We start from the raw sequence: 23,553 nt of genomic DNA, 5'->3' as shown, positions 1-23,553 counted from the left end.
GGTCGCGGAATCCCGGGGTGCCCGACCGGGCGGGCCGCAGCCGGGTCAGTTCCAGATGCTGGGGGCGGGCGTGCGCACGGGAGGCAGGGCGGACGCGGCGGCCCAGTCATGCACCCACGCGTCGATCTCCGGCACCCCGTCGGGCTTGCCCACCGCGGCGAACAGCTCCTCGTTGCTGACCGTGCCGCCGGACCGGCGCAGCACGCGGGCCCGCACGATGGCCCTGGCGTAGACCTCGCCGGCGACCACGGCCCGGTGCTCCAGGAACAGCGCCTTCTCGTCGTGCCCGATGAAGCGCGACTGCACCTCGAACCGCTGCCAGAGCTGGAGCGACTTGCGGAAGGTGATGGTCTCGCTGGAGACCACCGCGTACCAGCCCTGCTCCTTCATCACGTCGAACAGCCCCGTGCGGATGAGGTGGTCCCAGCGGCCGAGGTCGAACAGCGACAGGTACCGGCCGTTGTTCATGTGGCGGAGGATGTCGAGGTCCGTGGGCAGGGTGGTGACGGTGACGGTGCCGACGGCGGTCGGGTCGAGGGTCTTCCCCTGCCGTACGCGACGACGCGCACCGAGGATCACGAGGAGGGTCCGCCAGATCACATTCACGAGCACTGATCGTAGCCATCCGCGCACGACGGTCGAACTTCGTTGTCCGATTCCTCCATGCGGTCGAAGGGCCTCCCACGGGCCGTCATCCCGATTTCCGATTTCCACGGACCCGCCGTAGAGTCACCGCATGAGCGCCGAAGCCCAGCCCGAAGTCATCGTCCGTCCGGTCCGTGATGTGGATGCGGAAGCCCTCGGTCGCGTGCATGCGCAGTGCTGGCACGAGACCTACGATCACCTCATCAGCAAGGCGGCGCTGGAGAAGGTCTCGCCCCGCCGTATGGCCGAACTGTGGACGCACTGGGCCTCGCAGGGTCCCGACTTCAAGATGAACGCGGCGCTCGTCGACGGCGAGATCGTCGGCTTCGTCGGCTCGGGTCCGGCCCGCGACAAGGACGCCCCGGCGTTCCGCGAGCTGTACTTCATCTACCTGCTCGACGCGTACCACTCGACCGGCATCGGGCAGAAGCTGTTCGATGCGGCCGTCGAGAAGGACGAGCCGCTCTACCTCTGGGTCGCCGAGGACAACCCTCGCGCGCACCGCTTCTACACGCGCAACGGGTTCCACCTCGACGGCGCCGCGCACACCGAGCCGTTCCTGGGCGAGACGCTCACCGAGGTCCGCTTCGTGCGCCCCTGACCCTCGTCCTCACCGAAAGGGCCGCCCCGCGGGGCGGCCCTTTCGTCTGCGCTCAGAGGCGTTCGATGATCGTGACGTTCGCGACGCCGCCGCCCTCGCACATCGTCTGCAGGCCGTACCGTCCGCCGGTGCGCTCGAGCTCGTTCAGCAGGGTCGCGAGGATGCGGGTGCCCGTCGCGCCGATCGGATGCCCCAGTGCGATGCCGCCGCCGTTGACGTTGACCTTCTCGTGCGGCGCACCGGTCTCGCGCATCCAGGCGAGCACGACCGAGGCGAACGCCTCGTTGACCTCGAACAGGTCGATGTCCTCGATCCGGAGTCCCGTACGCTCCAACGCGTGCCGGGTCGCCGGGATCGGTGCCGTGAGCATGAGCACGGGGTCGTCGCCGCGGACGGAGACGTGGTGGATGCGGGCCCGCGGCGTGAGGCCGTGCTCCTGCACCGCCCGCGCGCTGGCGATGAGCACGGCACTCGACGCATCGCTGATCTGCGACGCGACGGCGGCGGTGATCCGCCCGTCGGGCGCGAGCGGCGGCAGGCCGGCCATGCGTTCGAGGGTGGTGTCCCGGCGCACGCCCTCGTCGTGGTCGAGCCCGGCGAGCGGCGCGATCTCCGCCGCGAACCGCCCGTCGTCCTGGGCCTGGGCCGCCCGGCGGTGGCTCTCCAGCGCGTACCGCTCCATCTCCTCCCGTGAGATGTCCCACCGCTCGGCGATGAGCTCCGCTCCGCGGAACTGCGAGATCTCCTGGTCGCCGTAGCGCTCCTGCCATCCGGGCGACTCGGCGTACGGCGTCGTGAAACCGTACTCCCGGCCGACGGTCGCGGCGGCGGTGAGCGGGATCCGCGACATGTTCTGCAGCCCGCCGGCGATCACGAGGTCGCTGGTGCCACTGAGCACCGCCTGCGCGGCGAAGTGCACGGCCTGCTGACTCGATCCGCATTGCCGATCGATCGTGACGCCCGGCACGTGTTCCGGGAAGCCGGCGACGAGCGACGCGGTGCGCGCGACGTTCCCGGCCTGCCCGCCGATCGCATCGATGGCTCCGAGGATCACGTCGTCCACGGCGCCGGGGTCGATGCCGGTCCGGTCGACGAGGGCCCGCAGACTGTGCGCGCCGAGGTCGGCGGGGTGGATCTCCGCGAGAGCGCCGCCACGGCGTCCGACCGGCGAACGGACCGCGTCGACGATGTAGGCCTCTGCCATGAGTGCTCCCTCCTCAGCGCCGGGACCCCGACGTCACACCTTCCAGAGTGCCTCATCGCACGCTCGGGGAACACCAGCGACCCCTCCCGTGTGCAACAATCTGCGTATGCATGCAGATAAGCAATGTTCCCTCACGCCGGACAGCAGCTACGTCGAACTCGCCGTCGAGGTGTTCGCGATGCTCGCCGACGCGACGCGCATCCGCATCATCTTGGCCCTGCGCGATCAGGAGCTCTCGGTCAACCACCTCGCCGACATCGTCGACAAGCCGGCACCCGCCGTGTCGCAGCACCTCGCCAAGCTTCGGCTCGCTCGGATCGTCGTGGCGAGGCAGGAGGGCACCCGGGTGTTCTACCGTCTCGCGAACGAGCACGCCCGGCAGCTCGTGGCCGACGCCATCTATCAGGCGGAGCACTCGCTGAGCACCGACCCCGCGCACCATCGGGGCGCACACCCCGCTCCGGAGCAGACGCGGTAGTGCTCCGGGTCCTGCGGAACACCGTCTACGCCCGCCTGTTCGCCGCGCAGGTCGTCGCGCTCCTGGGCACCGGGCTCCTCACGGTGGCTCTCGGGCTGCTCGCCTTCGACATCGCCGGCGACGCGGCCGGATCGGTGCTCGGCACCGCGCTGACGATCAAGATGGTCGCCTATGTCGGCGTCGCCCCGCTGATCGCCGCCCTGGTCGATCGTCTCCCCCGCAAGGCGGTCCTCGTCACCGCGGACATCGTGCGCTTCGCGATCGCGCTGGCGCTCCCCTCCGTCGGCGAGACCTGGCAGATCTACGTGCTCGTGTTCGTGCTGCAGTCCGCCTCCGCGACCTTCACGCCCGCGTTCCAGTCGCTGATCCCCGCGGTTCTGCCCGAGCCCAGGGACTACACGCGCGCCCTGTCGCTGTCGCGACTCGCGTACGACCTCGAGGCGCTGCTCAGCCCCCTGATCGCGGGGACGCTGCTCGTCGTGGTCACGTTCCACGATCTGTTCGCGGGCACGGCGATCGGATTCGCCCTCTCCGCGCTCCTGGTGGTGAGCACTCGCGTGCCCGGCACCGGCGACGAATCCGCCACCTCCTCCTTCTGGCAGCGCCTACCGGCCGGAGCCGCCGTGTTCGCACGGACTCCCAGCCTGCGCTTCCTGCTGCTCACGAACATGGTGGTCGCCGCCGGCACCGCGATCGTGCTGGTCGATTCCGTCGTGTACGCGCGCGCCGTGTTCGACCTCGATGACGCCGCCCTCGCCATCGCTCTCGCCTGTTACGGCATCGGATCGCTCGTGACGGCGCTGAGCATCCCCTGGCTGGTGGACCGCGCAGGGGTGATCCGCACCATGTCCATCGGGGTCGCCGTGATCGTGGCGGGGCTCCTCGCAGCAGTCGTCGTCACGGCCGTGGCCACGGCGAGCGGCGCGGGATGGGAGGCGCTCCTGGGCACCTGGGTGCTGCTGGGCATCGGCACCTCACTCGTGAACACGCCGTCATCCCGACTGCTTGCCGACGCGTCGACTCCGGCGAACCGCACGCTCGTCTACACCGCGCAGTTCGCGCTCTCCCACGCGTGCTTCCTGGTCACCTATCCGGTCGCGGGATGGCTCGGCGCACTCAGCCTGACCGGAGCAGCCGGGACGCTCTTCGGAATCGCCTTCGCCGCGGCGACCGCGGCGCTCCTGTTCTCCCGACGCCGGCTGCGCACGGCGGCCTGAGCGTCGATCAGCCGGAATACACGAGCCGGAAGCGCTCGCACAGCACCGGCATGTCCGGTGCGAAGCCGCGAGGATTCTCCGAATGCGCCCGCCAATAGCGCTCGTGCACCGTGCGCCAGTGGGCGAGCGTGCGATCACCCTCGCCTTCGGCGAAGGCGTGCTCCTCGTCGACCTCGTCGAACGGCACGGTCGCCAGCGCCGTGGTCTCGATGACGGCGCGTGGCGCTCCGGTCCCGTCGAGGATGATGCTCAGCTCACCCTCGACCGGGAGCGGGTCGCCGGTCGCGTCGTAGTCCCAGAGCGACGACGCGGTGCCGACCTTGATCCCGTCGAGGACCAGCGCGAGCAGTTCGTCGGCGTGTGCGGGCGTGGCGCCGAACGCCCACGCCTCGGGCCGGTCGGTCGGGAGCTCCGGGCAGGCCTCCCTCGCCGCACGCCAGAATCTGTCGATGTCGGTACCAGGGCTCACCTCACCAGGCTAGCCCGGAGGATCAGCGCCCCGAGACCTTGCCGAACGCCTTCGCGATCGGGGCGAGCACGAGCGGACGCGCAGCGACCCAGGCGACCGCGATCACGACGAGCGAGGCGATGAACACCCAGAATCCCGTCCACGTCGCGGCATCCTGCGCCGCGAACATGTGGTTGAGGTTCCGCAGGAAGCCGGTCAGCATCACGAGGGCGACGTGCGCGATGATGAACGCCACGAAGTAGAGCATCACCGGGAAGTGCAGGGCACGCGCCCACTCCACCGGGTACGCCTTCGACAGGCGCTCCGCCCTCTTGGGCCAGAGCCCCGACATGCGGAACCCGGTGACCGCGGCGAGCGGCGCCGCGAGGAAGACGGTGACGAAGTAGGCGAGCTGCTGCAGGCTGTTGTAGTTGTTCCAGCCGTTCTCGTGCGGCCAGTCGAACGAGATGTACTGGAGGGCCGCCGACAGCGCGTTCGGGAACACCTCCCAGCTCGTCGGCACGATCCGCACCCAGTGCCCGGTGACGAACAGCAGGACGACGAAGATCACGCCGTTGACCAACCACAGGATGTCGAGCGCCTGGTGGAACCAGAGGTTCAGGCTGATCTTGCCCTTCGGGTTGTTCCGCGGGGACCAGAACACGCTCGGCCGCTTCTCGGTGCGCACCTGCAGCCCCGAGCGGATGATCAGCACGATCAGGAACATGTTGAAGAAGTGCGCCCAGTTGACCCACGGCGCGAAGCCGGGCTCGACCGGGATCGGTGGCTCGTACTCGCCAGGGAAGGCCGCCAGGAAGTCCTGCATGAACGGGAGGCTCAGCAGCGTGCGGACGAGGGCCACGGCCGCGGCCGCGAGCACGCCGAGGGCGGCGGCGCCGAACAGCGTCGCGATCGCCTGGGTCCAGGTCGGGCGCCGGCGAGCGGTCGCGGCCGCCGAGGCGGCGGCCGGGAGATGCCGCGGTGCTCGACCGTTCCAGACCGTACGGGTCCAGGGCAGCGGCGCGCTGATGTCGGCGCCGGTGGCGAGCGCGGTCCCCGGGACAGCGGCGGGCTCGGAGACGAGGGTCGCGGACGGCGCCGCCGTCTCCGGGATCGCGGAGACATCCGCCGCCACGGCCGGGGACGGAGCGGAGGTCGGACGGGCGGGCACGGTCCCCGCGGGGGGCCAGGGCTCGCCACCCGGGACTCGGGGCAGTCCGCGGCGGACGCTCTCGCCTGCGGCGGGCGTCTCGGGAGCGGGCGCCGCAGCAGGAGTCCGGGCCGGCGCGGCGGACGACGCGGCGGCAGCGGGCGCGGCAGGAGGCGCAACGGGCGCGGCGGACGCCGCGGTGGAAGGTGCGGTCTCGCCCGGCACCACGGCGGGTGCGGACGACGCCGCGGGCGCGGCCCCGACCGTAGACGGCGGCCAGGGCTCACCGCCCGGAACGCGCGGGAGACCCCGGCGGAGCGCCCGACGCGGCGCGGCGTCCGGCTGCGCAGCCTGGACGCCGGTGGCGTCCGGCGTGACCGCGGTGGGGTCGTCCTCCCCGCCCTCCGGCGTCGCAGAGACCGGCGTCGCCACCGGCGCCTCGACGGCGACGGCCGCATCGACGGTCTCGACCGTCGCATCGGCGGGCGGCCACGGCTCGCCGCCCGGCACCCGCGGAAGCCCGCGGCGCAGCACCCGCGTCGCCATGACTACTTCTTCCGCGCCTCGAGCGCGGCGATCACCTGCGGGACGATCGCGAACACGTCGCCGACGATGCCGAAGTCGGCGACGTCGAAGATGGGCGCCTCCGGGTCCTTGTTGATCGCCACGATGTTCTTCGACGTCTGCATGCCGGCGCGGTGCTGGATCGCGCCGGAGATCCCGAGCGCGACGTAGAGCTGCGGCGACACCGAGACCCCGGTCTGCCCGACCTGGTGGGACTGCGGGATGTAGCCCGCGTCGACCGCGGCGCGCGAGGCACCGACGGCCGCGCCGAGAGCGTCGGCGAGCTCCTCGACGAGCACGAACTTCTCCTTCGACGCGAGGCCGCGGCCACCGGAGACGACGCGGGTCGCTCCGCGCAGCTCGGGACGAGACGAGGTGGCCTCGACGGTCTCGACGGGGCCCGCCGTCGCGGCGACCGCTCCGGACGGGGTGACCGCGAGCTGCTCGACCTGCGGGGAGGCGACCGCCTCGGCCCTGGCCTCCACCGCGCCCTGCCGCACCGTGACGACGAGCGTGCCGTGCGTCGCGGCCGCATCGACGAGGTACGCCCCGCCGTAGACCGAGTGGTGGGCGACGATGCCCTCGTCGTCGCGGGAGACCCCGACGGCATCCACGGCGAGAGCGCTCTTCGATCGCACCGCGAACCGGCCGGCGACATCGCGCCCGGAGATCGAGTTCGAGATGAGGATGGCCTCGGGCTGCGCCTGCACGGCGGCGGCCTGCAGCGCGTCGACGATCGGGACCGTGAGCGCCGACGGGTCGCCCTCGGCCGTGAGCACGACCGCGGCTCCGGCCGCCGCGGCCGTGGCGACCGCGGACTCGGAACCGCCGACGATCAGCGCCACCGGGGTGCCGATGCCCGCCGCCGCGCCGAGGAGTCCGGCCGCGCTGCTGACGAGCTCGCCGGACGGGTCGACGTCGAGGAGCACGAGGATCGGGTTCTCGGGGTACGCCATGTCACACCAGCCTGTTCTGCACGAGGAACTCGACGAGCTTCTCGGCGGCATCGCCCTCGTCGGTGATCTTGACACCGGCCGCCCGCGGAGGCTTCTCGGAGACGGCGGTCATGATGGTGCGCGGAGCCGCCGCGGGGTCGGCCGACACGTCGAGGTCGGCGAGGGACAGCACCTCCAGCGGCTTCTTCTTCGCCGCCATGATCCCCTTGAAGTTCGGGAACCGGGCGTCAGGGAGCGCCTCGGTGATGGAGATCACGGCGGGCAGCGGCGCGGTCACCTGCTGGTTCCCCGCGTCCGCGCCCCGCGTGCCGGAGATGCCGTCGGCCGTGATCTCGACCGCGGAGAGGGCAGTGGCCTGCGCCCAGCCGAGGTGCTCGGCGAGCATCGCGGGCAGGACGCCACCGGCGCCGTCGGTGGACAGGTTGCCGGTGATGACGAGGTCGGGGGCGCCACGGCGGATCGCGGCGGCGAGGACCTCGGCGGTGAGTCCCAGGTCGGCGCCGACGAGCTGCTCGTCGACGATGTGGATCGCGGAGGCGGCGCCGATCGCGAGGGCCCGTCGCACCGACGCGGTCGCGCTCTCCGGCGCCATCGTGAGGGCCACGACCTCGGTGCCCTCGTTCTTGTCGGCGTAGGAGAGAGCGACCTCGAGGGCCCGTTCCGTGATCTCGTCGAGGACCACATCCCCGGCGCCGCGATCGGCGAGGCCGGTCTCCAGATTCAACGTGCGATCACCATAGGTGTCCGGCACCTCTTTGACCAGGACGAAGATCTTCATCGAATGCTCCTCACGACACGCTGAGTCTATCCGCCCGCTCTTCTATGTAGCCAAAGGCAGAGGGATCCGCAGGCTGCACCCGACATTTCGGTCACGAATGTATACATAGTCGACAGTTGCCGTCCTCGGCTCGCCGCTGGCGACCGGGGGCGCCCTCCCCCGGTACCGTAGAGACGTGGTCCGACCCCGCCCGCTTCCCGTCGACCCGCTCGCCGAGGCGAAGCGGCAGTGGATCGCGCACGGCTGGACCGAGGCCGCAGACGGCATGACGGTCGTCACGTCGGTGATGCGGGCACAGCAGCTCCTCCTCGCCCGCGTCGACGCGGCCCTCAAACCCTTCGCGCTGAGCTTCGCGCGGTACGAGGTGCTCCGGCTGCTCGCCTTCAGCCGGGCCGGACGACTGCCGCTGTCGAGCGTCGTCGCGCGCCTGCAGGTCCACGCCACCACCATCACCAGCACCGCCGAGCGGCTCGTGCGCGACGGCCTCGTGATCCGAGAACCGCACCCCCACGACGGACGCGCCGCGATGCTCGCCCTGACCGACGCCGGGCGCGACCTCGTCGAGCGCGCCACGACCGCCCTGAACGCCGACGTCTTCGCCGATCCCGGCATGAGCGAGGCCGATGCCGCGGAGCTCGTCGCCATCGTCGCCCGCCTGCGCCGTGACGCCGGCGACTTCATCGATCCGCGCCCCCTCCCCGAACCGCTCTGATGCCCCGGTTCGTGCTCGACACCGTGATCGCGGCGCCCCGCCCGGTCGTCTTCGCCGCGGCACTGGACCCCGAACTGCATCTGCAGTCCATGGCGCGCTACAGCGAGACCATGATCGAGGAGCCTGCGGGCGGCGCGTTCACCGAGGGTTCCACGGTCACCTGGCGCGCGCGGCACTTCGGCATCCCGTTCCGCCTGCGCTCCGTGGTGTTCGACATCGACGCGCCGCATCGGTTCACGGACCGTCAGATCGCCGGACCGTTCCGCGAGCTCCGGCACGAGCATGTGTTCGAGGAGCACCCGCGTGGCACCCTCATGCGGGACACCGTCGTGTTCCGGTCGCCTTTCGGGCCCCTCGGCCGCCTCGTCGACGCCCTGGTCCTGGGGCGGTACATGGAGCGGCTGATCGCGGAGCGCAACACCGCCCTCGTCGCCGCGATCGAGGACGGCGGGCGTACTCTTCCTGCATGAGCGAACTGCGCGTGCACACCGTCCTCACCGGTCGCGGTCCCGCCGCGGCGATCCTCCTCACCGACGAACAGGTGGCCTCCTTCGGCGCGGGCAAGACCTTCCCGGTCGCGGTCACGATCGGCGGCCGCACCGCCCGCCTGCGCCTGGCCCGGATGGGAGGCGAGAACATGATCGGTCTCAGCAAGGCCGCCCGCGCAGACCTCGGGGTGGAGATCGACCAGGAGGTGGACGCCGTGATCCGGCTCGACACCGCAGAGCGGACGGTCGAGGTGCCGGCCGCCCTGGCCGCCGCCCTCGACGTCGACCCCGCGGTGCGCGCCGCCTTCGACGCGCTTTCCCCCTCGGCCCGCAAGGAGCACGCCAGGGCGGTCGCCGACGCCAAGCAGGACGCGACGCGCGAGCGCCGGATCGCGAAGATCGTGGAGTCCCTGCGCGACTGACCCGTTCACAACTCAGGAGAATTGCGGCCGACCGGGCCCCGACACCGCAGAACGCCGGCTCCGCGACTCGACCTCCTGAGTTGTGAACCGCGATCAGCTGTTCTGGAAGTCCGGCGTGCGCTTCTCGCGGAAGGCCGCCATGCCCTCCTTCTGGTCGTGCGTGTCGAACAGCGCCGCGAACGCCTGCTTCTCGTGGGCGAGGCCGGCGGACAGCGTCGTCTCCATCGCCGCATCGAGCGCGGCCTTGGCGGCGTAGACCGACGGCAGCGACTTCGACGCGATCGTCTCCGCCAACGTCGTCGCCTCGGCCAGGAGTTCCGCCGCCGGGACGACGCGGGACACGAGTCCGGAGCGCTCCGCTTCCTCGGCCCCCATGAAGCGGCCGGACAGCACGAGCTCCGCGGCCTTGTAGTACCCGACCGCGCGGATGAGCCGCTGCGTGCCGCCCATGCCGGGGATCACCCCGAGGTTGATCTCCGGCTGTCCGAACTTCGCGGTGTCCGCGGCGAGGATGATGTCGCACATCATCGCCAGCTCGCAGCCGCCGCCGAGCGCGAATCCGGAGACCGCCGCGATGACCGGGGTGCGCACGGCAGCGAAGTCGTGCCAGACGCCGAAGTGGTCGGTCTCGAGCATCTCCGCCGCAGACATGCCCTCCATCTCCTTGATGTCGGCACCGGCCGCGAAGGCCTTCTCGGAGCCGGTCAGGACGATCGCCCCGATCCCGTCATCCGCATCGAAGGCCTGCGCGGCCGCGGTGACCTCCTCGGCGAGCCGGCTGTTCAGCGCGTTGAGCGCCTCCGGACGGTGGAGGGTGATCCACCCCACGCGTCCGCGCTGCTCCACCAGGATCGTCTCGTACTCGGTCATCGCTGCCGCCTTCCTGTCGTTTGTCATCCACCCTCCCCTTCGAATCGCCCGATGTGCTGCATTTCGGCCGGATTCGGCGCCAATCGCGCGATTCGAAAGCCGGGGTCAGCCGCGGATGTCGGTGATGATGCCGGAGAAGTCGCGGGCGGCGCCGTCGCCGGCGGCGTAGGCGGCGTACAGCTCCTGCGCCAGACGACCCATCCGGGCATCCGTCGAGGTCTGCTCGATGGCCTGCAGCGCGAGACCGAGGTCCTTCGCCATGAGTGCCCCCGCGAACCCCGGCTGGTAGTCCCGGTTCGCGGGGCTCGTGGGCACCGGACCGGGGACGGGGCAGTTCGTGGTGAGCGCCCAGCACTGCCCGGACGCCTGGGACACCACGTCGAACAGGGCCTGATGCTCCAGCCCCAACCGCTCGCCCAGCACGAAGGCCTCGGCGACGGCGATCTGCGATACCGCGAGCACCATGTTGTTGCAGACCTTCGCCGCTTGACCGAGTCCCGGTCCGCCGCAGTGCACGATGCGCTTCCCCATGATCTCCAGCAGCGGCAGCGCCGCCGCGAAGTCGTCGTCGGAACCCCCGACCATGAACGCGAGGGTCCCCGCCTCCGCCCCGACCACGCCGCCGGAGACCGGAGCATCGATGTGCCGGTGGCCCGCGGCGAGCGCGAGCGCATGGGCGGCCCGCGCCTCGTCCACGGCGATGGTCGACGACTCGATGAACAGCGTCCCGGGGCGCGCGGCCGCCAGCAGCTCCGTGCGGTAGGCCTCGATGACGTGCTTCCCCGCCGGGAACATCGTCACCACGACCTCCGCGTCCGCCACCGCCTCCGCGCCGCTGGCCGCCACGGGGATCGCGGCCGCCCGCGCCGCCTCGACGGCCGCGGGCACGAGGTCGAAGCCGTGCACCTCGTGTCCGCCGGCGACGAGGTTCTTCGCCATCGGCAGCCCCATGTGCCCGAGCCCGAGGAAGGCGACGCGGGTCATGATGCGCTCCGCATCGACGTCGACCCCGCGGGTCGCAGCATCTCCCGGCCGACGATCAGGCGCATGATCTCGTTCGTCCCCTCGAGGATCTGGTGCACGCGGAGGTCGCGGACGATCTTCTCGATGCCGTAGTCCTGCAGGTAGCCGTAGCCGCCGTGCAGCTGGAGGGCGCGGTTGGCCACCTCGAAGCCGGCGTCGGTCGCGAAGCGCTTGGCCATCGCGCAGCGCATCGTCGCGTCCGGCGCCTTCTCGTCCACCGCCTCCGCGCCGTCGCGCACCATCAGCCTCGCGGCCTGCAGGTCGGTGCGCATGTCGGCGATCGCGAAGAGGATCGACTGCTTCTCCGCCAGCGGCTCCCCGAACGCGACGCGCTCGTGCACGTACTGCACGGCCTTGTCGAGCGCGGCCTGCGCTCCCCCGAGCGAGCACGCCGCGATGTTGAGGCGTCCGCCGTTGAGCGCCGACATCGCGATCGCGAAGCCGCGCCCCTCGTCCCCGAGCATCGCGGACGCCGGCACCCGCACGCCGTCCATGATCACGGGGCGGGTGGGCTGCGCGTGCCACCCCATCTTCTTCTCCGGGGCGCCGAAGCTCAGGTTCTCCGCGTCACCGGGGACGAGGAAGGCGCTGATGCCCCGGGCTCCCGGCTCGCCGGTCCGCGCCATGACGACGTACACCGCGGCCTCACCGGCTCCGGAGATGAACTGCTTCACGCCGGTCAGCACGTACTCGTCGCCCTCGCGGACGGCGCTGGTCGCGATGTTCGCCGCGTCGGATCCGGCTCCCGGCTCCGTGAGGCAGTAGCCGCCGAACTCCTGCATGGCGGTCAGCGACGGCAGCCAGCGCGACCGCTGCTCGTCGTCGCCGTAGGTGTCGATCATCCACACCACCATGTTGTGGATGGAGATGTAGGCGGCCACGGCGGGGTCGGCCTTGGCGAGCTCCTCGAAGATGGCGACGGTGTCGACGCGGGTGAGGCCGGTGCCGCCGAACTCCTCGCTCACATAGATCCCGCCGAGGCCGAGCTCGCCACCGCGCTGGAGCGACTCGCGCGGGAACAGGTGCTTCTCGTCGCGTTCGGCGGCGAACGGAGCGAGCTCCGCGTCGGCGAACTCCCGCACGGCGTCGAGGATCGCCTCGCGCTCCTCGTCGGTGGTGGTGACAGTGGTCATGGTCATCGCGTGTCCTTAGTGCATGGTGGGGATCACGAAGCTCGCGCCCTCGCGGATCCCCGACGGCCAGCGGCTCGTCACGGTCTTGGTCTTCGTGTAGAAGCGGAAGGCGTCTGCGCCGTGCTGGTTGAGGTCGCCGAAGCCGCTGCGCTTCCAGCCGCCGAACGTGTAGTAGGCGATCGGCACCGGGATGGGCACGTTCACGCCCACCATCCCGACCTCCACCCGAGCGGCGAAGTCGCGGGCGGCATCGCCGTCGCGCGTGAAGATGGCGACGCCGTTGCCGTATTCGTGCTCGGAGGCCATGCGCAGCGCCTCCTCGTAGTCGGCGGCGCGGGCGATCACGAGCACCGGGCCGAAGATCTCCTCACGGTAGATCGCCATGTCGGTGGTCACGTGGTCGAACAGGGTCGGTCCGAGGTAGAAGCCCTCCTCGTGCCCGGGGACCGTGAAACCGCGGCCGTCGGCGAGCAGTGTCGCCCCCTCATCGATCCCCTGCTGGATGTACCCCTCGACCCGCTCGACGGCTGCCCGCGTGACCAGGGGGCCGTAGTCGACGTCCGGCGCGAGGGACGGCCCGACGCGCAGCTGGGCGACGCGTTCGGTGAGCTTGGCGGCAAGCGCCTCCGCGGTCTCCTCGCCGACCGGCACGGCGACCGAGATGGCCATGCACCGCTCTCCCGCGGAGCCGTAGCCGGCGCCGATGAGGGCGTCGACGGCCTGGTCGAGATCCGCGTCCGGCATCACGATCATGTGGTTCTTCGCGCCGCCGAAGCACTGCGCGCGCTTGCCGTGGGCGGCCGCGGTGGCGTAGATGTACTCAGCGATGGGCGTGGAGCCGACGAAGCCGACCGCGCGGATCCGGTCGTCGGTGAGCAGCGTGTCCACCGCCTCCTTGTCGCCGTGCACCACGTTGAGGACGCCGGCCGGCAGCCCCGCTTCCAGGAACAGCTCGGCGAGACGCACGGGCACCGAGGGGTCGCGCTCACTGGGCTTGAGCACCACGGCGTTACCGGCGGCGAGCGCGGGACCCGCCTTCCACAGCGGGATCATGGCGGGGAAGTTGAAGGGCGTGATCGCGGCGACGACTCCGAGCGGCTGCCGCATCGAGTACACGTCGATGCCGGCCCCGGCCCCGGTGGAGTACTCGCCCTTGAGCAGATGCGGGGCCCCGGCGGAGAACTCGATGACCTCGAGACCCCGCTGGATGTCACCCTTGGCGTCGTCGACGGTCTTGCCGTGCTCGCTCGCGAGGAGTTCGGCGAGCGAGGTCATCTCCTGCTGAACGAGGTCGAGGAACCGCAGGAGGACGCGGGCGCGCTTCTGCGGGTTGGTCGCCGCCCACGCGGCCTGGGCCTGCTCGGCGTTCCCGATGACGCGGCGCACCTCCTCCGCGGATGCGAGCGGCACCCGGGCCTGCACGGCTCCGGTGCTCGGGTCGAAGACGTCGGCGAAGCGTCCGTCTTCCGGGGTGACAGGCGTTCCGCCCACGAAGTGCGGGATAGTACGGGTCATTGTGCGACATCCCTCCGTGCCCTCTTTGGCACATCGGCGAGTTTACTCCGACGACCGTGAAAATACGAGGACGTCCTTGTATCTCTTGTCGTCGGGCAGACGAGTGGCCGCACGGCGCCGTTCGCCCCTCGTTCACCCGCTGGCCACCTGGGCCGATTACAACTGCAGATGCACGGCACAGACTCAGACCGGATCGGGTAGTCGCGTCTCCCGTGCACACGGTGAGCACTCTCGCTCCCGAGACCCCCGCCGAATCGGGTCGGCGGGGGTCTTCTTCTTCCCTTCGAACCCAGCCCGACAGCAGCGGTGGGAGCGTGGGGGCATGGGACGACGACACGAGCTTCCGGCCCGCTTCGGGGTGGACTTCGCGGTACGGACGGCGCGGCTGCACGGCGTGAGCCGCGGTCGATTGCGCGGATCCGACCGGACACTTCTTCAGCCACGAGACCGCGGCCTCGATCTGGGGAGGCCCGCTACCGCTCGCCTTCGACGACCGCGGGGGCGTCGCGACGGCGGACGACCTCGCCCTCCACGTCAGCGCGTCCGGCGGGATCCCGTTCCCTCGCGCCCGCGGCGTGACCGGACACCGCACGCTGTCCAGCCTCACCTCGATCCGTTATCGGGACGGCCTCCGGGTGACCTCCCCCGCCGCGACCTGGGTCTCCCTCGGCACGCTGCCGCTCGCGGACCTGGTGGCGCTCGGCGACTACTTCTGCCGACGCTGGAGGCCGGGGGTCGGGCGGCCGGATGTCGCGTGGCAGCCCTGGGCGACGATCGATGAGCTGCGGGAGATGCTGGCGGCATCCGGCCCGGATCTGGAGCCAATCGCGCGACTCGAAGGAGAACTAGAATCGACCAGGCGCCGCGACCCTGGCGCCGTCGCCCCGCGTCCGCACCCTGACGCCGCTCACCCCGAGGACCGCACCATGTCCGCATCCGCCCCTGTGTCCGAACCCGTCACCGTCTCCATCCGCCGCGAGGTCGATCCGGAGCGCATCGCCGAGGCGACCGCGTGGGTGCAGACCGGAGTGAACCTCGCGACGAAGTACCCGGGCTTCCTCGGCTCCGGCTGGGTCCGTGCCGGCGAGGACTCGCAGGTCTGGCACATGCTCTACCGCTTCGCGAGCGAGGACGCGCTCACCGCGTGGGAGCAGTCCGGGGAACGCGCCTGGTGGCTGTCGATGGGCCAGGGCTTCGTCCGCAGCGAGAGGTCCAAGCGCCGCTCGGGCATCGAGGGCTGGTTCGACGAGCCGTCCACCGGCTCCATCCCCGTCGTCGACCCGGACGGCACGACGAGCACCGTGACCGTCGCCCCGGCGCCGCCGCGGTGGAAGCAGGCCGTCTCGATCTGGCTCGGCTTCTTCCCCGTGAACCTCGCGTTCACCTACGCCATGAGCCCGGTGCCGGGATGGGACGTCGTTCCGCTGTGGCTCCGCGTGCTCATCACCACCCTCGTGCTCACGCCGATCATGACGTACTGGGTGCTGCCGTTCGTCACGCGCTCCCTGCGGAACTGGCTCGCCCGCTAGCGGAACCGCCTTCTCAGGAGCCGGACTCCGACCCCGGGGTGACGCCCTTCTTCGCCGGTTCCACGAGCGACAGCGGATCGGCGATGTCCTCCAGTGACTTCCCGGCCGCACTGACGCCGAAGACACCGCACACGACACCGCCGAACATCATGATCGCCGCGCCGAGCACGTACCCCCAGAACAGCGGACCGCGGTCGCCCGACTCCGCGCTCGCGCCGATCAGCGCGCCGTAGAGAACCGGGGCGACCGCGCCGACGAGCTGCCCGATGGAGAACACGTAGGAGATCACCTGGCTGCGCAGCTCGAGTGGGAAGATCTCGCTCACGGTCAGGTACGCGGCGGACGCACCGGCCGAGGCGAAGAAAAACGACGCGCACCAGAACGCCGTGTGCGTGCCCGCGTTCAGCACACCCGCGTTGAAGAGGAAGGCGCTGACGAGCAGGATCAGACCCGCGAGCACATAGGTGCCGAACAGCATCCGCCGACGGCCCCACGTGTCGAAGAAGTGGCCGAGGATGAGGGCGCCCGCGAGGTTGCCGACCGCGAAGACGATGAAGTACTGCGATGCGGACGCCGGCGGGGTGTCGTAGAAGTTCTCCAGCACGAGCGCGTAGGTGAAGAAGATCGCGTTGTAGAGGAAGGACTGCGTCACCATCATCGTGATGCCGACGAGGGTGCGCCGCGGGTACTTCTTGAACAGCACCTTCGCTATCACGAGGAGCGGGACGCTGCCGTACTCCTTGACCGTGATGGCCTTGCTCTCGTCCACGGGCTCGATCGACTTGCCCTCCTTGCGGATGCCCTCCTCGATCTCGTCGACGTTGCGCTCGGCCTCCTCCTCGCGGCCGTGCGTCATCTGCCAGCGGGGGCTCTCCGGGATGTGCCGCCGCAGCCAGATGATGAGGATGCCGAGGATCGGACCGACGAAGAAGCTCAGCCGCCAGCCGATGTCGGCGGGGAGGAGGTCGGTGTTGAGGAAGAACATGTTGGCCACGGCGCCGAGCGCCGCACCGCCCCAGTAGGTGCCGTTGATGGCGATGTCGACGCGGCCGCGGTACTTCGCGGGGATGATCTCGTCGATGGCCGAGTTGATGGCCGCGTACTCGCCGCCGATGCCCGCGCCGGCGACGAAGCGCCAGATGTAGAAGAACCAGGGGGCGAACGCGAGACCGGCGACGGCCGATCCGACGAGGTACACCCCGAGCGAGAGCAGGAAGAGGTTCTTGCGGCCGAGGCGGTCGGCGAGGCGGCCGAACACGAGGGCGCCGAACACCTGGCCGAGCAGGTAGCAGGTGCCGGCGAGGCCGACCTCGGCGGGACCCATCCCCAGCGTCTGCGCGTAGCCGTTGGCCGCGACGATCTGCACCTCGAGGCCGTCGAGGATCCAGGAGAACCCGAGTCCGACGACGATCATCCAGTGGAAGCGCGACCAGGGGAGCCGGTCCATGCGCGCGGGGACGAGCGACCGGACCTCCTTGACGGTGACGTCGGACGCGGACATGGGGCCTCCTTCTCGCGGGACATGCTTTCGTCCCGGATCCGGTTTACTCCTCCCCGAAATCCGCCGCATCCGCTTGACCCGGGGGCCGTCGGCACGCTACTGCTCCGAATCGCGCGAATGGCTCCATCCCGCGGTGAGATGGAGCCATTCAGGCGATTCGAACGGAGGGGTCAGCCGGCCACGTGCCGCTCGTCGGGGCCGTCGTAGTGGGACAGCGGACGGATCAGGGCGTTCGCGCCGGCCTGCTCGATGACGTGGGCCGTCCATCCCGTCACCCGCGCCGCGACGAACAGCGGCGTGAAGGTGAGCGTGTCGAAGCCGATGAGGCTGTACGCGGGGCCGGACGGGTAGTCGAGGTTCGGGTGGATGCCCTTGCGCTCGACGAACTGCGACTCCAGCGCGTCGTACAGCTCGGCGACGTCCTCCCGGCCGTAGTGCGCGACGAGGGTGTCGAGCGCGGCCTTCATGGTCGGCACCCGTGAGTCGCCGTTCTTGTAGACGCGGTGTCCGAAGCCCATGATCTTGCGCTTCTCCGCGAGAGCCTTGTCGAGCCAGGTCTCGACGGCGTCCGCCGATCCGATCTCCTTGAAGATGTGCAGCACGGCCTCGTTCGCCCCGCCGTGCAGCGGGCCCTTGAGCGCACCGATGGCCCCGACCACAGCCGAGTAGATGTCGCTGAGGGTCGAGGTGATGACCCGGGCGGTGAAGGTCGAGGCGTTGAAGGAGTGCTCGGCGTAGAGGATCATCGACCGGTTGAAGGCGTCGACCACGACGTCGTCGGCCTCTTCCCCGAACGTCATCCAGAGGAAGTTCGCCGAGTAGTCGAGGTCGTCGCGCGGAGGGATGAGCTCCTGGCCACGACGGCGACGCTGACCGTAGGCGACGATGGCCGGCAGCGCCGCGAACAGGCGGATGCTGCGCGCCAGGTTCTGCTCCGGGCTGCCACCGGCGTCGAGCACCGAGCCGCCGGCCTCGGGGTCCGATGCGCCGATCAGGCTGACCGCGGTGCGCACCTCGTCCATCGGATGCGCCTCGAGCGGCACGAGATCGATCGCGGCCTTGACGTTGTCGGCCAGGGCGCGGTGCTTGCGCTCCTCCAGCCGGAACGCGGCGAGCTCGTCGCCCGTCGGCAGCTCCCCGTTCCACAGCAGGTACGCCACCGCCTCGAAGGACTGCGTGTCTGCGAGCTCCTGCACGGGATAGCCGCGGTAGAGCAGGCTGTTCGTCTCGGGGTTGACCTTCGAGATCGCGGTCGTGTCGACGACGACGCCCGCGAGGCCCTTCTTGATGTCCGGCTCGGTCATGGTCACTCCTTCGTAACGGTGAAGTTGAAGACGCCGGAGTCGAAACGGTTGTACGACTCGTAGTCGATCAGCTCGTAGAGGTCGGCGCGGTGCTGCATCTCGCCGAGCTTCGAGGTCAGGTGCCCCTCGTCGTTCAGCGTATCGAGCGCACGGCCCGCGGCCCCCATCGAGATGCGCAGCAGCGACACCGGCCAGATCACCATCCGCACCCCGGCGTCGCGGAGACTGTCGACGGAGAACAGCTCGCTCTTGCCGAACTCGGTCATGTTCGCCAGGATCGGCACGTCCAGCGCCGCGGCCATGGCCTCGAACTCGCCGATCGTGCGCATCGCCTCGGGGAAGATCGCATCGGCTCCCGCGTCGACGAGCGCCTGGGCCCGGTCGATCGCGGCGTCCAGCCCCTCGATCGCCCGGATGTCGGTGCGCGCCATGATCAGGAAGTTCTCGTCACGGCGGGCGTCGGCGGCTGCGCGGATGCGCTTGATCGCGGTGTCCTCGTCGACCACGGCCTTGCCGTCGAGGTGTCCGCAGCGTTTCGGGTTGATCTGGTCCTCGATGTGAGTGCCGGCGAGACCGGCGTCCTCGAGCTCCTGGATCGTGCGGGCGACGTTCATCGGCTCGCCGAAACCGGTGTCGGCGTCGACGATCGCGGGGAGGTCGGTCATCCGGGCGATCTGCTTCGCGCGCCCGGCGACCTCGGTGAGCGTGGTGAGGCCGATGTCGGGCAGGCCGAGGTCGGCGGCGAGCACGGCGCCCGAGATGTAGACACCCTCGAACCCCTTCTGCTCGATCAGTCGGGCGCTCAGGGGGTTGAACGCGCCGGGGAAGCGCAGCAGCTCCCCGGAGGCGAGCCGTTCCCGGAACAGGCGCCGCTTCTCGGCCGGCGTCGTGGTGGAGTACAGCATCAGTTGCTCCCCTTCGATCGGTGTTCACAACTCAGGAGACCGGCGGGGGAGAGAGCCGTGTAGGCGGTCGGCCGACGCGTTCCGCGCCGATTCTCCTGAGTTATGAACGGCGTGGGCATCAGAACAGACCGGCGGGCGCCGCGGCGTCGTCGAGCAGACCCGGCTTCGCGACGATCGAGAGCTCGGCGACCTCGGCGGCCGTGAGCTCGGGCAGGCGCTGCACGAGCTCCAGGAACCGCTCGATCTCAGCGGCCTCGAGCACGGGCTCCGCGAGCAGGCGGAACTTGGCGATGTAGTTCTCCCGTGCGAACGGTCGGGCACCGAGCGGGTGGGCGTCGGCGACGGCGATCTCGTCGACCACGGTCGAGCCGTCGGTGAGGCGGACCTCGACGCGACCGCCGAAGGCCTTCTCGTCCGGGTCCTCCGAGTGGTAGCGGCGGGTCCATTCCGCGTCCTCGGCCGTGGTGATCTTGTGCCACAGCGCGACGGTGTCGGCACGGCCTGCGCGCTCCGGCGTGTAGGAGTCGACGTGGTGCCAGCCGCCGTCCTGCAGCGCCACCGCGAAGATGTACGGGATGGAGTGGTCGAGGGTCTCGCGGGAGGCCGTCGGGTCGTACTTCTGCGGGTCGTTCGCACCCGAGCCGATCACGTAGTGCGTGTGGTGGCTGGTGTGCAGCACGATCGAGGCGATGTTCGCGGGGTCGCGGAGCGCCGGGTTCGCCGTGCCGAGCTTGCGGGCAAGGTCGATCCACGCCTGCGCCTGATACTCCGCGGAGTGCTCCTTCGTGTACGAGTCGAGGATCGCGCGCTTGGGTTCGCCCGCAGCGGGCAGCGGCACCTCGTAGGCGGCGTCCTTGCCGTCGAGCATCCAGGCGATCACGCCGTCCTCACCTTCGTAGATCGGCGCGGGGCTGGTCTGTCCGCGCATCGCCCGGTCGACCGCCTCGACGGCCATCTTCCCGGCGAAGGCCGGGGCGTGCGCCTTCCACGTGGAGATCTCGCCCTTGCGGCTCTGCCGGGTGGCGGTCGTGGTGTGCAGCGCCTGGCCGACCGCCTGGTAGATCGTGTCGACGTCGAGGCCGAGGAGGGTGCCGATGCCGGCGGCGGCGGACGGGCCGAGGTGCGCGACGTGGTCGATCTTGTGCTTGTGCAGGCAGATCGCGCGCACCAGGTCCATCTGGATCTCGTAGCCGGTGGCGATGCCGCGCACGAGCGCGCTGCCGTCCTTGCCGGTGTGCTGCGCGACCGCGAGGATCGGCGGGATGTTGTCGCCCGGGTGCGAGTACTCCGCGGCGAGGAACGTGTCGTGGTAGTCGAGCTCGCGCACGGCCACGCCGTTCGCCCAGGCCGCCCACTCCGGGCTGGTGCGGCGGTCGAGCGGTGTTCCGAAGAGGTTGGCGCCGGCACCACCGGTGGACACGGGGTGGCTGAACGCCTGCGCGCGGGCTGCGACGATCGGCGCACGGGTGAGGGAGGCCGCGGCGACGGACGCGTTGTCGATGATGCGGTTGATGATCATGTCGACGACGGGCTGCTCGACCTCGACCTGGTCGACCGCGACCTCGGCGATCTTCCAGGCGAGCTGGTCCTCGCGGACGAGGTTCTCGGAGCTGGCGTGCACGCGGACGTGGTGGGTGACGGTCATGAGTGTCCTTCGCTGTCGGGGAGGGAGTCGAGGATGCCGGTGAGCGCGTTGTGCAGGTGCACGTGCGTGGCATGGGCGGCGAGGTCGCCGTCGCGGGCGGCGAGCGCCTCGGCGATCGTGCGGTGCTCGGCCGCGGAGGCGGCGAGCCGCGCGGGCTTGTCACGGGCCATGCGCCGCACGCGCACGAGGTGGGTGCGGACGGTGCGCAGCGCCGCGGCGATGTAGTCGTTGGCGACGGCGTCGTCGAGGGCCGCATCGAACCGCGCGATCAGCGCGTAGTAGGCGTCGCGGCCCTCCGCCCTGGTGAGGTCCACGTGCGCGAACTCCGCGGCGAGCGCGGCGAACCGGTCGGCGTCGCCCCGGACGGCCGCGAGGCGGGCGGAGGTCTCCTCCAGCGCGCGGCGGATCTCGAACAGGGACCGGATGTCGTCGGCGTCGAGGTCGGCGACCACGGTGACGCGGGGCGACTGCTGCACGACCAGGCCGTCGGCGGCCAGACGACGCAGCGCCTCCCGCAGCGGCGTCCGGCTCACGCCGAGGCGCTCGGCCTGCTCCACCTCGCCGAGCACGAAACCGGCCGGCAGCTCCCCGGACTGGATGCCGTCCAGGAGCGCCGCATAGGCGCGATCACCCATGGACGTGCGCTCGACCGGGAGAACCATATCGCCAGTGTATACATAAATGGCCCCCAGCAGGCCACCTATCTTGTTCAGGCGGTGCATTCGTATACATAGTCTCCGCCCAGCCGTTCCCCCATCCGGGCACAGCTTCGGAGATCGCCGCGGACACGCCGCACGGCGGGGCCGGGGGGCGGCGTGTCGGCCCTGGAGTCCGAAGTCGTGCCCGCGGGACGCCGCTCAGGCGGCGGGGCGGGGCTCGCCGAGCTTCACCACGACCACACCGGCGAGCACGAGCACGCCACCGACGGCCTGCAGCGGACCGGGGAGCTGGCCGAGCAGAAGCCAGCCGAAGAGGAGGGCGGCCACGACCTCGGCGAGCGCGACGAACGAGGCGAGCCGCGAGCCGAGCATCCGTGTCGAGACGATGCCGAGCACGTACGCGAGGGCCGTCGCGATCACGCCGATCGCGAGGACCGGCACGAACCACGGCACCGCGCCGAAGCGGTAGCCGACGTCGGAGGTCGTCCACGCGAAGGGCAGCACCCCGACGAGCGCGGCGAGACTCAGGCCGACGGCGCCGAGCAGCAACCCGCTCCCCGCGAGCGCGATCGGCGGGATGCCGGTGTCGGCCCGGGCGGACAGCACGAAGTAGCTCGCGGCCCCCACCATCGCACCGAGCGCCCAGAGGACACCGACGACATTCACCTGCGCGCCGGTGACGATGTCGAGCATGAGGACGAGCCCGACGAAGGCGATGCCGGCACCGAGGACGCTGGGCCGCGTGGGACGCTCTCCCCGACGCAGCCAGAGCCAGACGAGCACCGCGACCGGGGCGGTGTACTCGATGAGCAGAGCGATCCCGACGTCCATCACCGCGACCGCCTGGAAGTAGCAGAGCTGGGTGGCTGCGACGGCGAGCAGGCCGTAGGCGGCGACCATCCCCGCGTTCTGCCGGAGCGCACGCCACCGTCCCCGCAGCGCGAGAAGAGTGGGGACGAGCAGCACGAGCGCCGCGACCCACACCCGCACGGTGACGGCGGCACCTGGCGTCCACCCCGCGTCGATGAGTCCGCGCGCCCAGGCCCCGGAGGAACCGAACGCGAAAGCGGCGGCGATCGCGAGCGGGAGCCCGAGCCGCACGCCGGCCCGGGTCCGGACGGCGTCATCAGCCACAGTGCTCATGGGAGATGACGCTACGCGGACGGGAGTAAGCTGTCAACATGGTCTTCACCGATGACACCGAGGACGCACTCCGAGCCGCGGTCTGGCTCGCGAACTCGGCGGAAGAGCCGGACACCCTCGTGGATATCGACGACGAGAAGACCTTCCTCCAGGTGTTCCCGTACACGGGACGGGTCGACAGGGACGCGGTGGAGCTCGACGACCTCCGCGCTCTGCGCCCGCGGCTCCGTGCCATGCTGCTGGCTCCGCGCGACGAGATGGCCGCGCACGTGAACGCCGCTCTCGCGGAGGTGCGTCTGACCCCGCGGCTCGTCCGTCACGACGAGCTGGACTGGCACCTGCACGGCCTCGCCGATGAGCGCCCGCTGGCCGAACGCGTGCTCGTGGAGACGGCGATGGCTCTGATCGACGTCATCCGCACGGACGAAGGCTCTCGCCTCACCGTCTGCGCGGACGAGACCTGCCAGGCGATCGCGCTCGACCTCTCCCGCAACCGCTCCAAACGGTACTGCTCCACGAGCTGCGCCAACCGCAACGCCGTGGCGGCCTATCGCGCCCGGCGCGCCGCCGGCTGACCCCGTCGCCCGCCACGCTCGGAGGCCGCCCTCTCCGAGCGAGATCTGATGCTGCCCGCTCTTCACAAACGATTATCGATTAGTGTAA

General features: G+C 70.7%; 24 protein-coding genes. 8 read left to right on the top strand and 16 right to left on the bottom strand.

Annotated features, from left to right (window positions below):
• Window positions 1–45: 45 nt before the first annotated feature.
• Window positions 46–606, bottom strand: coding sequence for an acyl-CoA thioesterase (locus AB1285_RS00835; RefSeq protein ID WP_187662479.1), 561 nt, complete (start codon window positions 604–606; stop codon window positions 46–48).
• A 130-nt stretch (window positions 607–736) separates the two neighbouring features.
• Between AB1285_RS00835 and AB1285_RS00830 the strand changes: the two genes are divergently transcribed.
• Window positions 737–1,246 (top strand): GNAT family N-acetyltransferase, encoded by a 510-nt coding sequence (locus tag AB1285_RS00830; protein ID WP_060922628.1) that lies wholly within the window; start codon window positions 737–739, stop codon window positions 1,244–1,246.
• 52 nt (window positions 1,247–1,298) lie between these two features.
• On the opposite strand, the gene AB1285_RS00825 is transcribed toward AB1285_RS00830, so the two are convergent.
• The gene (locus tag AB1285_RS00825; protein WP_259953351.1) at window positions 1,299–2,450 is read right to left on the bottom strand and encodes an acetyl-CoA C-acetyltransferase; all 1,152 of its coding nucleotides are present in this window, start codon (window positions 2,448–2,450) and stop codon (window positions 1,299–1,301) included.
• 106 nt (window positions 2,451–2,556) lie between these two features.
• Here AB1285_RS00825 and AB1285_RS00820 point away from each other — a divergent pair, with 106 nt between their 5' ends.
• On the top strand, window positions 2,557–2,928 hold the full coding sequence (locus tag AB1285_RS00820; RefSeq protein WP_292797406.1) for an ArsR/SmtB family transcription factor: 372 nt from the start codon (window positions 2,557–2,559) through the stop codon (window positions 2,926–2,928).
• Complete coding sequence (locus AB1285_RS00815) at window positions 2,928–4,145, top strand: MFS transporter (RefSeq protein WP_370429032.1); 1,218 nt, start codon at window positions 2,928–2,930, stop codon at window positions 4,143–4,145. Before AB1285_RS00820 ends, AB1285_RS00815 begins: the two co-directional genes overlap by 1 nt.
• A gap of 7 nt (window positions 4,146–4,152) precedes the next feature.
• Here AB1285_RS00815 and AB1285_RS00810 read toward each other — a convergent pair whose 3' ends face one another.
• The 4 genes from AB1285_RS00810 to AB1285_RS00795 are packed head-to-tail and all read right to left on the bottom strand — an operon-like array spanning window position 4,153 to window position 8,041.
• The gene (locus AB1285_RS00810; RefSeq protein ID WP_292797400.1) at window positions 4,153–4,614 is read right to left on the bottom strand and encodes an ASCH domain-containing protein; all 462 of its coding nucleotides are present in this window, start codon (window positions 4,612–4,614) and stop codon (window positions 4,153–4,155) included.
• A gap of 22 nt (window positions 4,615–4,636) precedes the next feature.
• Window positions 4,637–6,289, bottom strand: a complete 1,653-nt coding sequence (locus tag AB1285_RS00805; protein ID WP_363332475.1) for a cytochrome b/b6 domain-containing protein — start codon at window positions 6,287–6,289, stop codon at window positions 4,637–4,639.
• A gap of 2 nt (window positions 6,290–6,291) precedes the next feature.
• Window positions 6,292–7,263, bottom strand: coding sequence for an electron transfer flavoprotein subunit alpha/FixB family protein (locus tag AB1285_RS00800; protein ID WP_370429031.1), 972 nt, complete (start codon window positions 7,261–7,263; stop codon window positions 6,292–6,294).
• Window position 7,264: 1 nt separating this feature from the next.
• Window positions 7,265–8,041, bottom strand: coding sequence for an electron transfer flavoprotein subunit beta/FixA family protein (locus AB1285_RS00795; RefSeq protein ID WP_268777069.1), 777 nt, complete (start codon window positions 8,039–8,041; stop codon window positions 7,265–7,267).
• Window positions 8,042–8,216: 175 nt separating this feature from the next.
• On the opposite strand from AB1285_RS00795, the gene AB1285_RS00790 reads away from it, so the two are divergent.
• From AB1285_RS00790 to AB1285_RS00780, 3 genes are read left to right on the top strand one after another with little or no spacing between them, the layout of a single operon-like run.
• Window positions 8,217–8,753: a MarR family winged helix-turn-helix transcriptional regulator gene (locus tag AB1285_RS00790; protein ID WP_259953343.1), complete on the top strand. Its 537-nt coding sequence runs from the start codon at window positions 8,217–8,219 to the stop codon at window positions 8,751–8,753.
• Window positions 8,753–9,223, top strand: a complete 471-nt coding sequence (locus tag AB1285_RS00785) for an SRPBCC family protein (RefSeq protein WP_187662486.1) — start codon at window positions 8,753–8,755, stop codon at window positions 9,221–9,223. Before AB1285_RS00790 ends, AB1285_RS00785 begins: the two co-directional genes overlap by 1 nt.
• A complete protein-coding gene (locus tag AB1285_RS00780) occupies window positions 9,220–9,663 on the top strand; it encodes a YdeI/OmpD-associated family protein (protein ID WP_370429030.1) in 444 nt (147 codons plus the stop codon). The genes AB1285_RS00785 and AB1285_RS00780 overlap by 4 nt, the downstream gene beginning before the upstream one ends.
• 93 nt (window positions 9,664–9,756) lie before the next feature.
• Here the strand turns inward: AB1285_RS00780 and AB1285_RS00775 are convergent, their stop codons facing one another.
• From AB1285_RS00775 to AB1285_RS00760, 4 genes are all read right to left on the bottom strand, one after another.
• Window positions 9,757–10,533, bottom strand: a complete 777-nt coding sequence (locus AB1285_RS00775; RefSeq protein WP_370429038.1) for an enoyl-CoA hydratase-related protein — start codon at window positions 10,531–10,533, stop codon at window positions 9,757–9,759.
• 105 nt (window positions 10,534–10,638) lie between these two features.
• On the bottom strand, window positions 10,639–11,517 hold the full coding sequence (gene mmsB, locus AB1285_RS00770; protein ID WP_370429029.1) for a 3-hydroxyisobutyrate dehydrogenase: 879 nt from the start codon (window positions 11,515–11,517) through the stop codon (window positions 10,639–10,641).
• Window positions 11,514–12,695, bottom strand: coding sequence for an acyl-CoA dehydrogenase family protein (locus tag AB1285_RS00765; protein ID WP_247641450.1), 1,182 nt, complete (start codon window positions 12,693–12,695; stop codon window positions 11,514–11,516). The genes mmsB and AB1285_RS00765 overlap by 4 nt, the downstream gene beginning before the upstream one ends.
• A gap of 9 nt (window positions 12,696–12,704) precedes the next feature.
• The gene (locus AB1285_RS00760; protein ID WP_370429028.1) at window positions 12,705–14,204 is read right to left on the bottom strand and encodes a CoA-acylating methylmalonate-semialdehyde dehydrogenase; all 1,500 of its coding nucleotides are present in this window, start codon (window positions 14,202–14,204) and stop codon (window positions 12,705–12,707) included.
• Window positions 14,205–15,148: 944 nt separating this feature from the next.
• On the opposite strand from AB1285_RS00760, the gene AB1285_RS00755 reads away from it, so the two are divergent.
• The gene (locus AB1285_RS00755) at window positions 15,149–15,733 is read left to right on the top strand and encodes an antibiotic biosynthesis monooxygenase (RefSeq protein WP_187664235.1); all 585 of its coding nucleotides are present in this window, start codon (window positions 15,149–15,151) and stop codon (window positions 15,731–15,733) included.
• Window positions 15,734–15,746: 13 nt separating this feature from the next.
• On the opposite strand, the gene AB1285_RS00750 is transcribed toward AB1285_RS00755, so the two are convergent.
• The 6 genes from AB1285_RS00750 to AB1285_RS00725 all read right to left on the bottom strand — a co-directional run bounded on the left by AB1285_RS00750 (window position 15,747) and on the right by AB1285_RS00725 (window position 22,890).
• Window positions 15,747–17,234 carry an MFS transporter gene (locus tag AB1285_RS00750; RefSeq protein ID WP_370429027.1) on the bottom strand — a complete coding sequence of 496 codons (1,488 nt, stop codon included), beginning with the start codon at window positions 17,232–17,234 and terminating at the stop codon, window positions 15,747–15,749.
• Window positions 17,235–17,404: 170 nt separating this feature from the next.
• Window positions 17,405–18,538 (bottom strand): bifunctional 2-methylcitrate synthase/citrate synthase, encoded by a 1,134-nt coding sequence (locus AB1285_RS00745; RefSeq protein ID WP_187662493.1) that lies wholly within the window; start codon window positions 18,536–18,538, stop codon window positions 17,405–17,407.
• 2 nt (window positions 18,539–18,540) lie between these two features.
• Window positions 18,541–19,443: a methylisocitrate lyase gene (gene prpB / locus AB1285_RS00740; RefSeq protein ID WP_370429026.1), complete on the bottom strand. Its 903-nt coding sequence runs from the start codon at window positions 19,441–19,443 to the stop codon at window positions 18,541–18,543.
• Window positions 19,444–19,561: 118 nt separating this feature from the next.
• Window positions 19,562–21,088, bottom strand: a complete 1,527-nt coding sequence (locus AB1285_RS00735) for an MmgE/PrpD family protein (RefSeq protein WP_370429025.1) — start codon at window positions 21,086–21,088, stop codon at window positions 19,562–19,564.
• The gene (locus AB1285_RS00730; RefSeq protein ID WP_187662496.1) at window positions 21,085–21,750 is read right to left on the bottom strand and encodes a GntR family transcriptional regulator; all 666 of its coding nucleotides are present in this window, start codon (window positions 21,748–21,750) and stop codon (window positions 21,085–21,087) included. Before AB1285_RS00730 ends, AB1285_RS00735 begins: the two co-directional genes overlap by 4 nt.
• Before the next feature lie 195 nt (window positions 21,751–21,945).
• Window positions 21,946–22,890: an EamA family transporter gene (locus AB1285_RS00725; RefSeq protein WP_370429024.1), complete on the bottom strand. Its 945-nt coding sequence runs from the start codon at window positions 22,888–22,890 to the stop codon at window positions 21,946–21,948.
• 38 nt (window positions 22,891–22,928) lie between these two features.
• Between AB1285_RS00725 and AB1285_RS00720 the strand changes: the two genes are divergently transcribed.
• The gene (locus AB1285_RS00720; protein ID WP_210675806.1) at window positions 22,929–23,465 is read left to right on the top strand and encodes a CGNR zinc finger domain-containing protein; all 537 of its coding nucleotides are present in this window, start codon (window positions 22,929–22,931) and stop codon (window positions 23,463–23,465) included.
• Window positions 23,466–23,553 lie beyond the last annotated feature (88 nt).

Source organism: Microbacterium sp. NRRL B-14842 (assembly GCF_050470785.1).
This window is presented reverse-complemented; position numbering and strand designations above follow the sequence as displayed.

What these genes read in the sequence shown, in the direction of transcription:
- AB1285_RS00800 (WP_370429031.1), bottom strand. Translation starts at nt 7,263, where the DNA reads ATGGCGTACCCCGAGAACCCGATCCTCGTGCTCCTCGACGTCGACCCG.
- AB1285_RS00795 (WP_268777069.1), bottom strand. Translation starts at nt 8,041, where the DNA reads ATGAAGATCTTCGTCCTGGTCAAAGAGGTGCCGGACACCTATGGTGAT.
- mmsB (WP_370429029.1), bottom strand. Translation starts at nt 11,517, where the DNA reads ATGACCCGCGTCGCCTTCCTCGGGCTCGGGCACATGGGGCTGCCGATG.
- prpB (WP_370429026.1), bottom strand. Translation starts at nt 19,443, where the DNA reads ATGCTGTACTCCACCACGACGCCGGCCGAGAAGCGGCGCCTGTTCCGG.
- AB1285_RS00750 (WP_370429027.1), bottom strand. Translation starts at nt 17,234, where the DNA reads ATGTCCGCGTCCGACGTCACCGTCAAGGAGGTCCGGTCGCTCGTCCCC.
- AB1285_RS00785 (WP_187662486.1), top strand. Translation starts at nt 8,753, where the DNA reads ATGCCCCGGTTCGTGCTCGACACCGTGATCGCGGCGCCCCGCCCGGTC.
- AB1285_RS00775 (WP_370429038.1), bottom strand. Translation starts at nt 10,533, where the DNA reads ATGACCGAGTACGAGACGATCCTGGTGGAGCAGCGCGGACGCGTGGGG.
- AB1285_RS00720 (WP_210675806.1), top strand. Translation starts at nt 22,929, where the DNA reads ATGGTCTTCACCGATGACACCGAGGACGCACTCCGAGCCGCGGTCTGG.
- AB1285_RS00825 (WP_259953351.1), bottom strand. Translation starts at nt 2,450, where the DNA reads ATGGCAGAGGCCTACATCGTCGACGCGGTCCGTTCGCCGGTCGGACGC.
- AB1285_RS00805 (WP_363332475.1), bottom strand. Translation starts at nt 6,289, where the DNA reads ATGGCGACGCGGGTGCTGCGCCGCGGGCTTCCGCGGGTGCCGGGCGGC.
- AB1285_RS00780 (WP_370429030.1), top strand. Translation starts at nt 9,220, where the DNA reads ATGAGCGAACTGCGCGTGCACACCGTCCTCACCGGTCGCGGTCCCGCC.
- AB1285_RS00725 (WP_370429024.1), bottom strand. Translation starts at nt 22,890, where the DNA reads ATGAGCACTGTGGCTGATGACGCCGTCCGGACCCGGGCCGGCGTGCGG.
- AB1285_RS00735 (WP_370429025.1), bottom strand. Translation starts at nt 21,088, where the DNA reads ATGACCGTCACCCACCACGTCCGCGTGCACGCCAGCTCCGAGAACCTC.
- AB1285_RS00760 (WP_370429028.1), bottom strand. Translation starts at nt 14,204, where the DNA reads ATGACCCGTACTATCCCGCACTTCGTGGGCGGAACGCCTGTCACCCCG.
- AB1285_RS00820 (WP_292797406.1), top strand. Translation starts at nt 2,557, where the DNA reads ATGCATGCAGATAAGCAATGTTCCCTCACGCCGGACAGCAGCTACGTC.
- AB1285_RS00730 (WP_187662496.1), bottom strand. Translation starts at nt 21,750, where the DNA reads ATGGTTCTCCCGGTCGAGCGCACGTCCATGGGTGATCGCGCCTATGCG.
- AB1285_RS00745 (WP_187662493.1), bottom strand. Translation starts at nt 18,538, where the DNA reads ATGACCGAGCCGGACATCAAGAAGGGCCTCGCGGGCGTCGTCGTCGAC.
- AB1285_RS00765 (WP_247641450.1), bottom strand. Translation starts at nt 12,695, where the DNA reads ATGACCATGACCACTGTCACCACCACCGACGAGGAGCGCGAGGCGATC.
- AB1285_RS00830 (WP_060922628.1), top strand. Translation starts at nt 737, where the DNA reads ATGAGCGCCGAAGCCCAGCCCGAAGTCATCGTCCGTCCGGTCCGTGAT.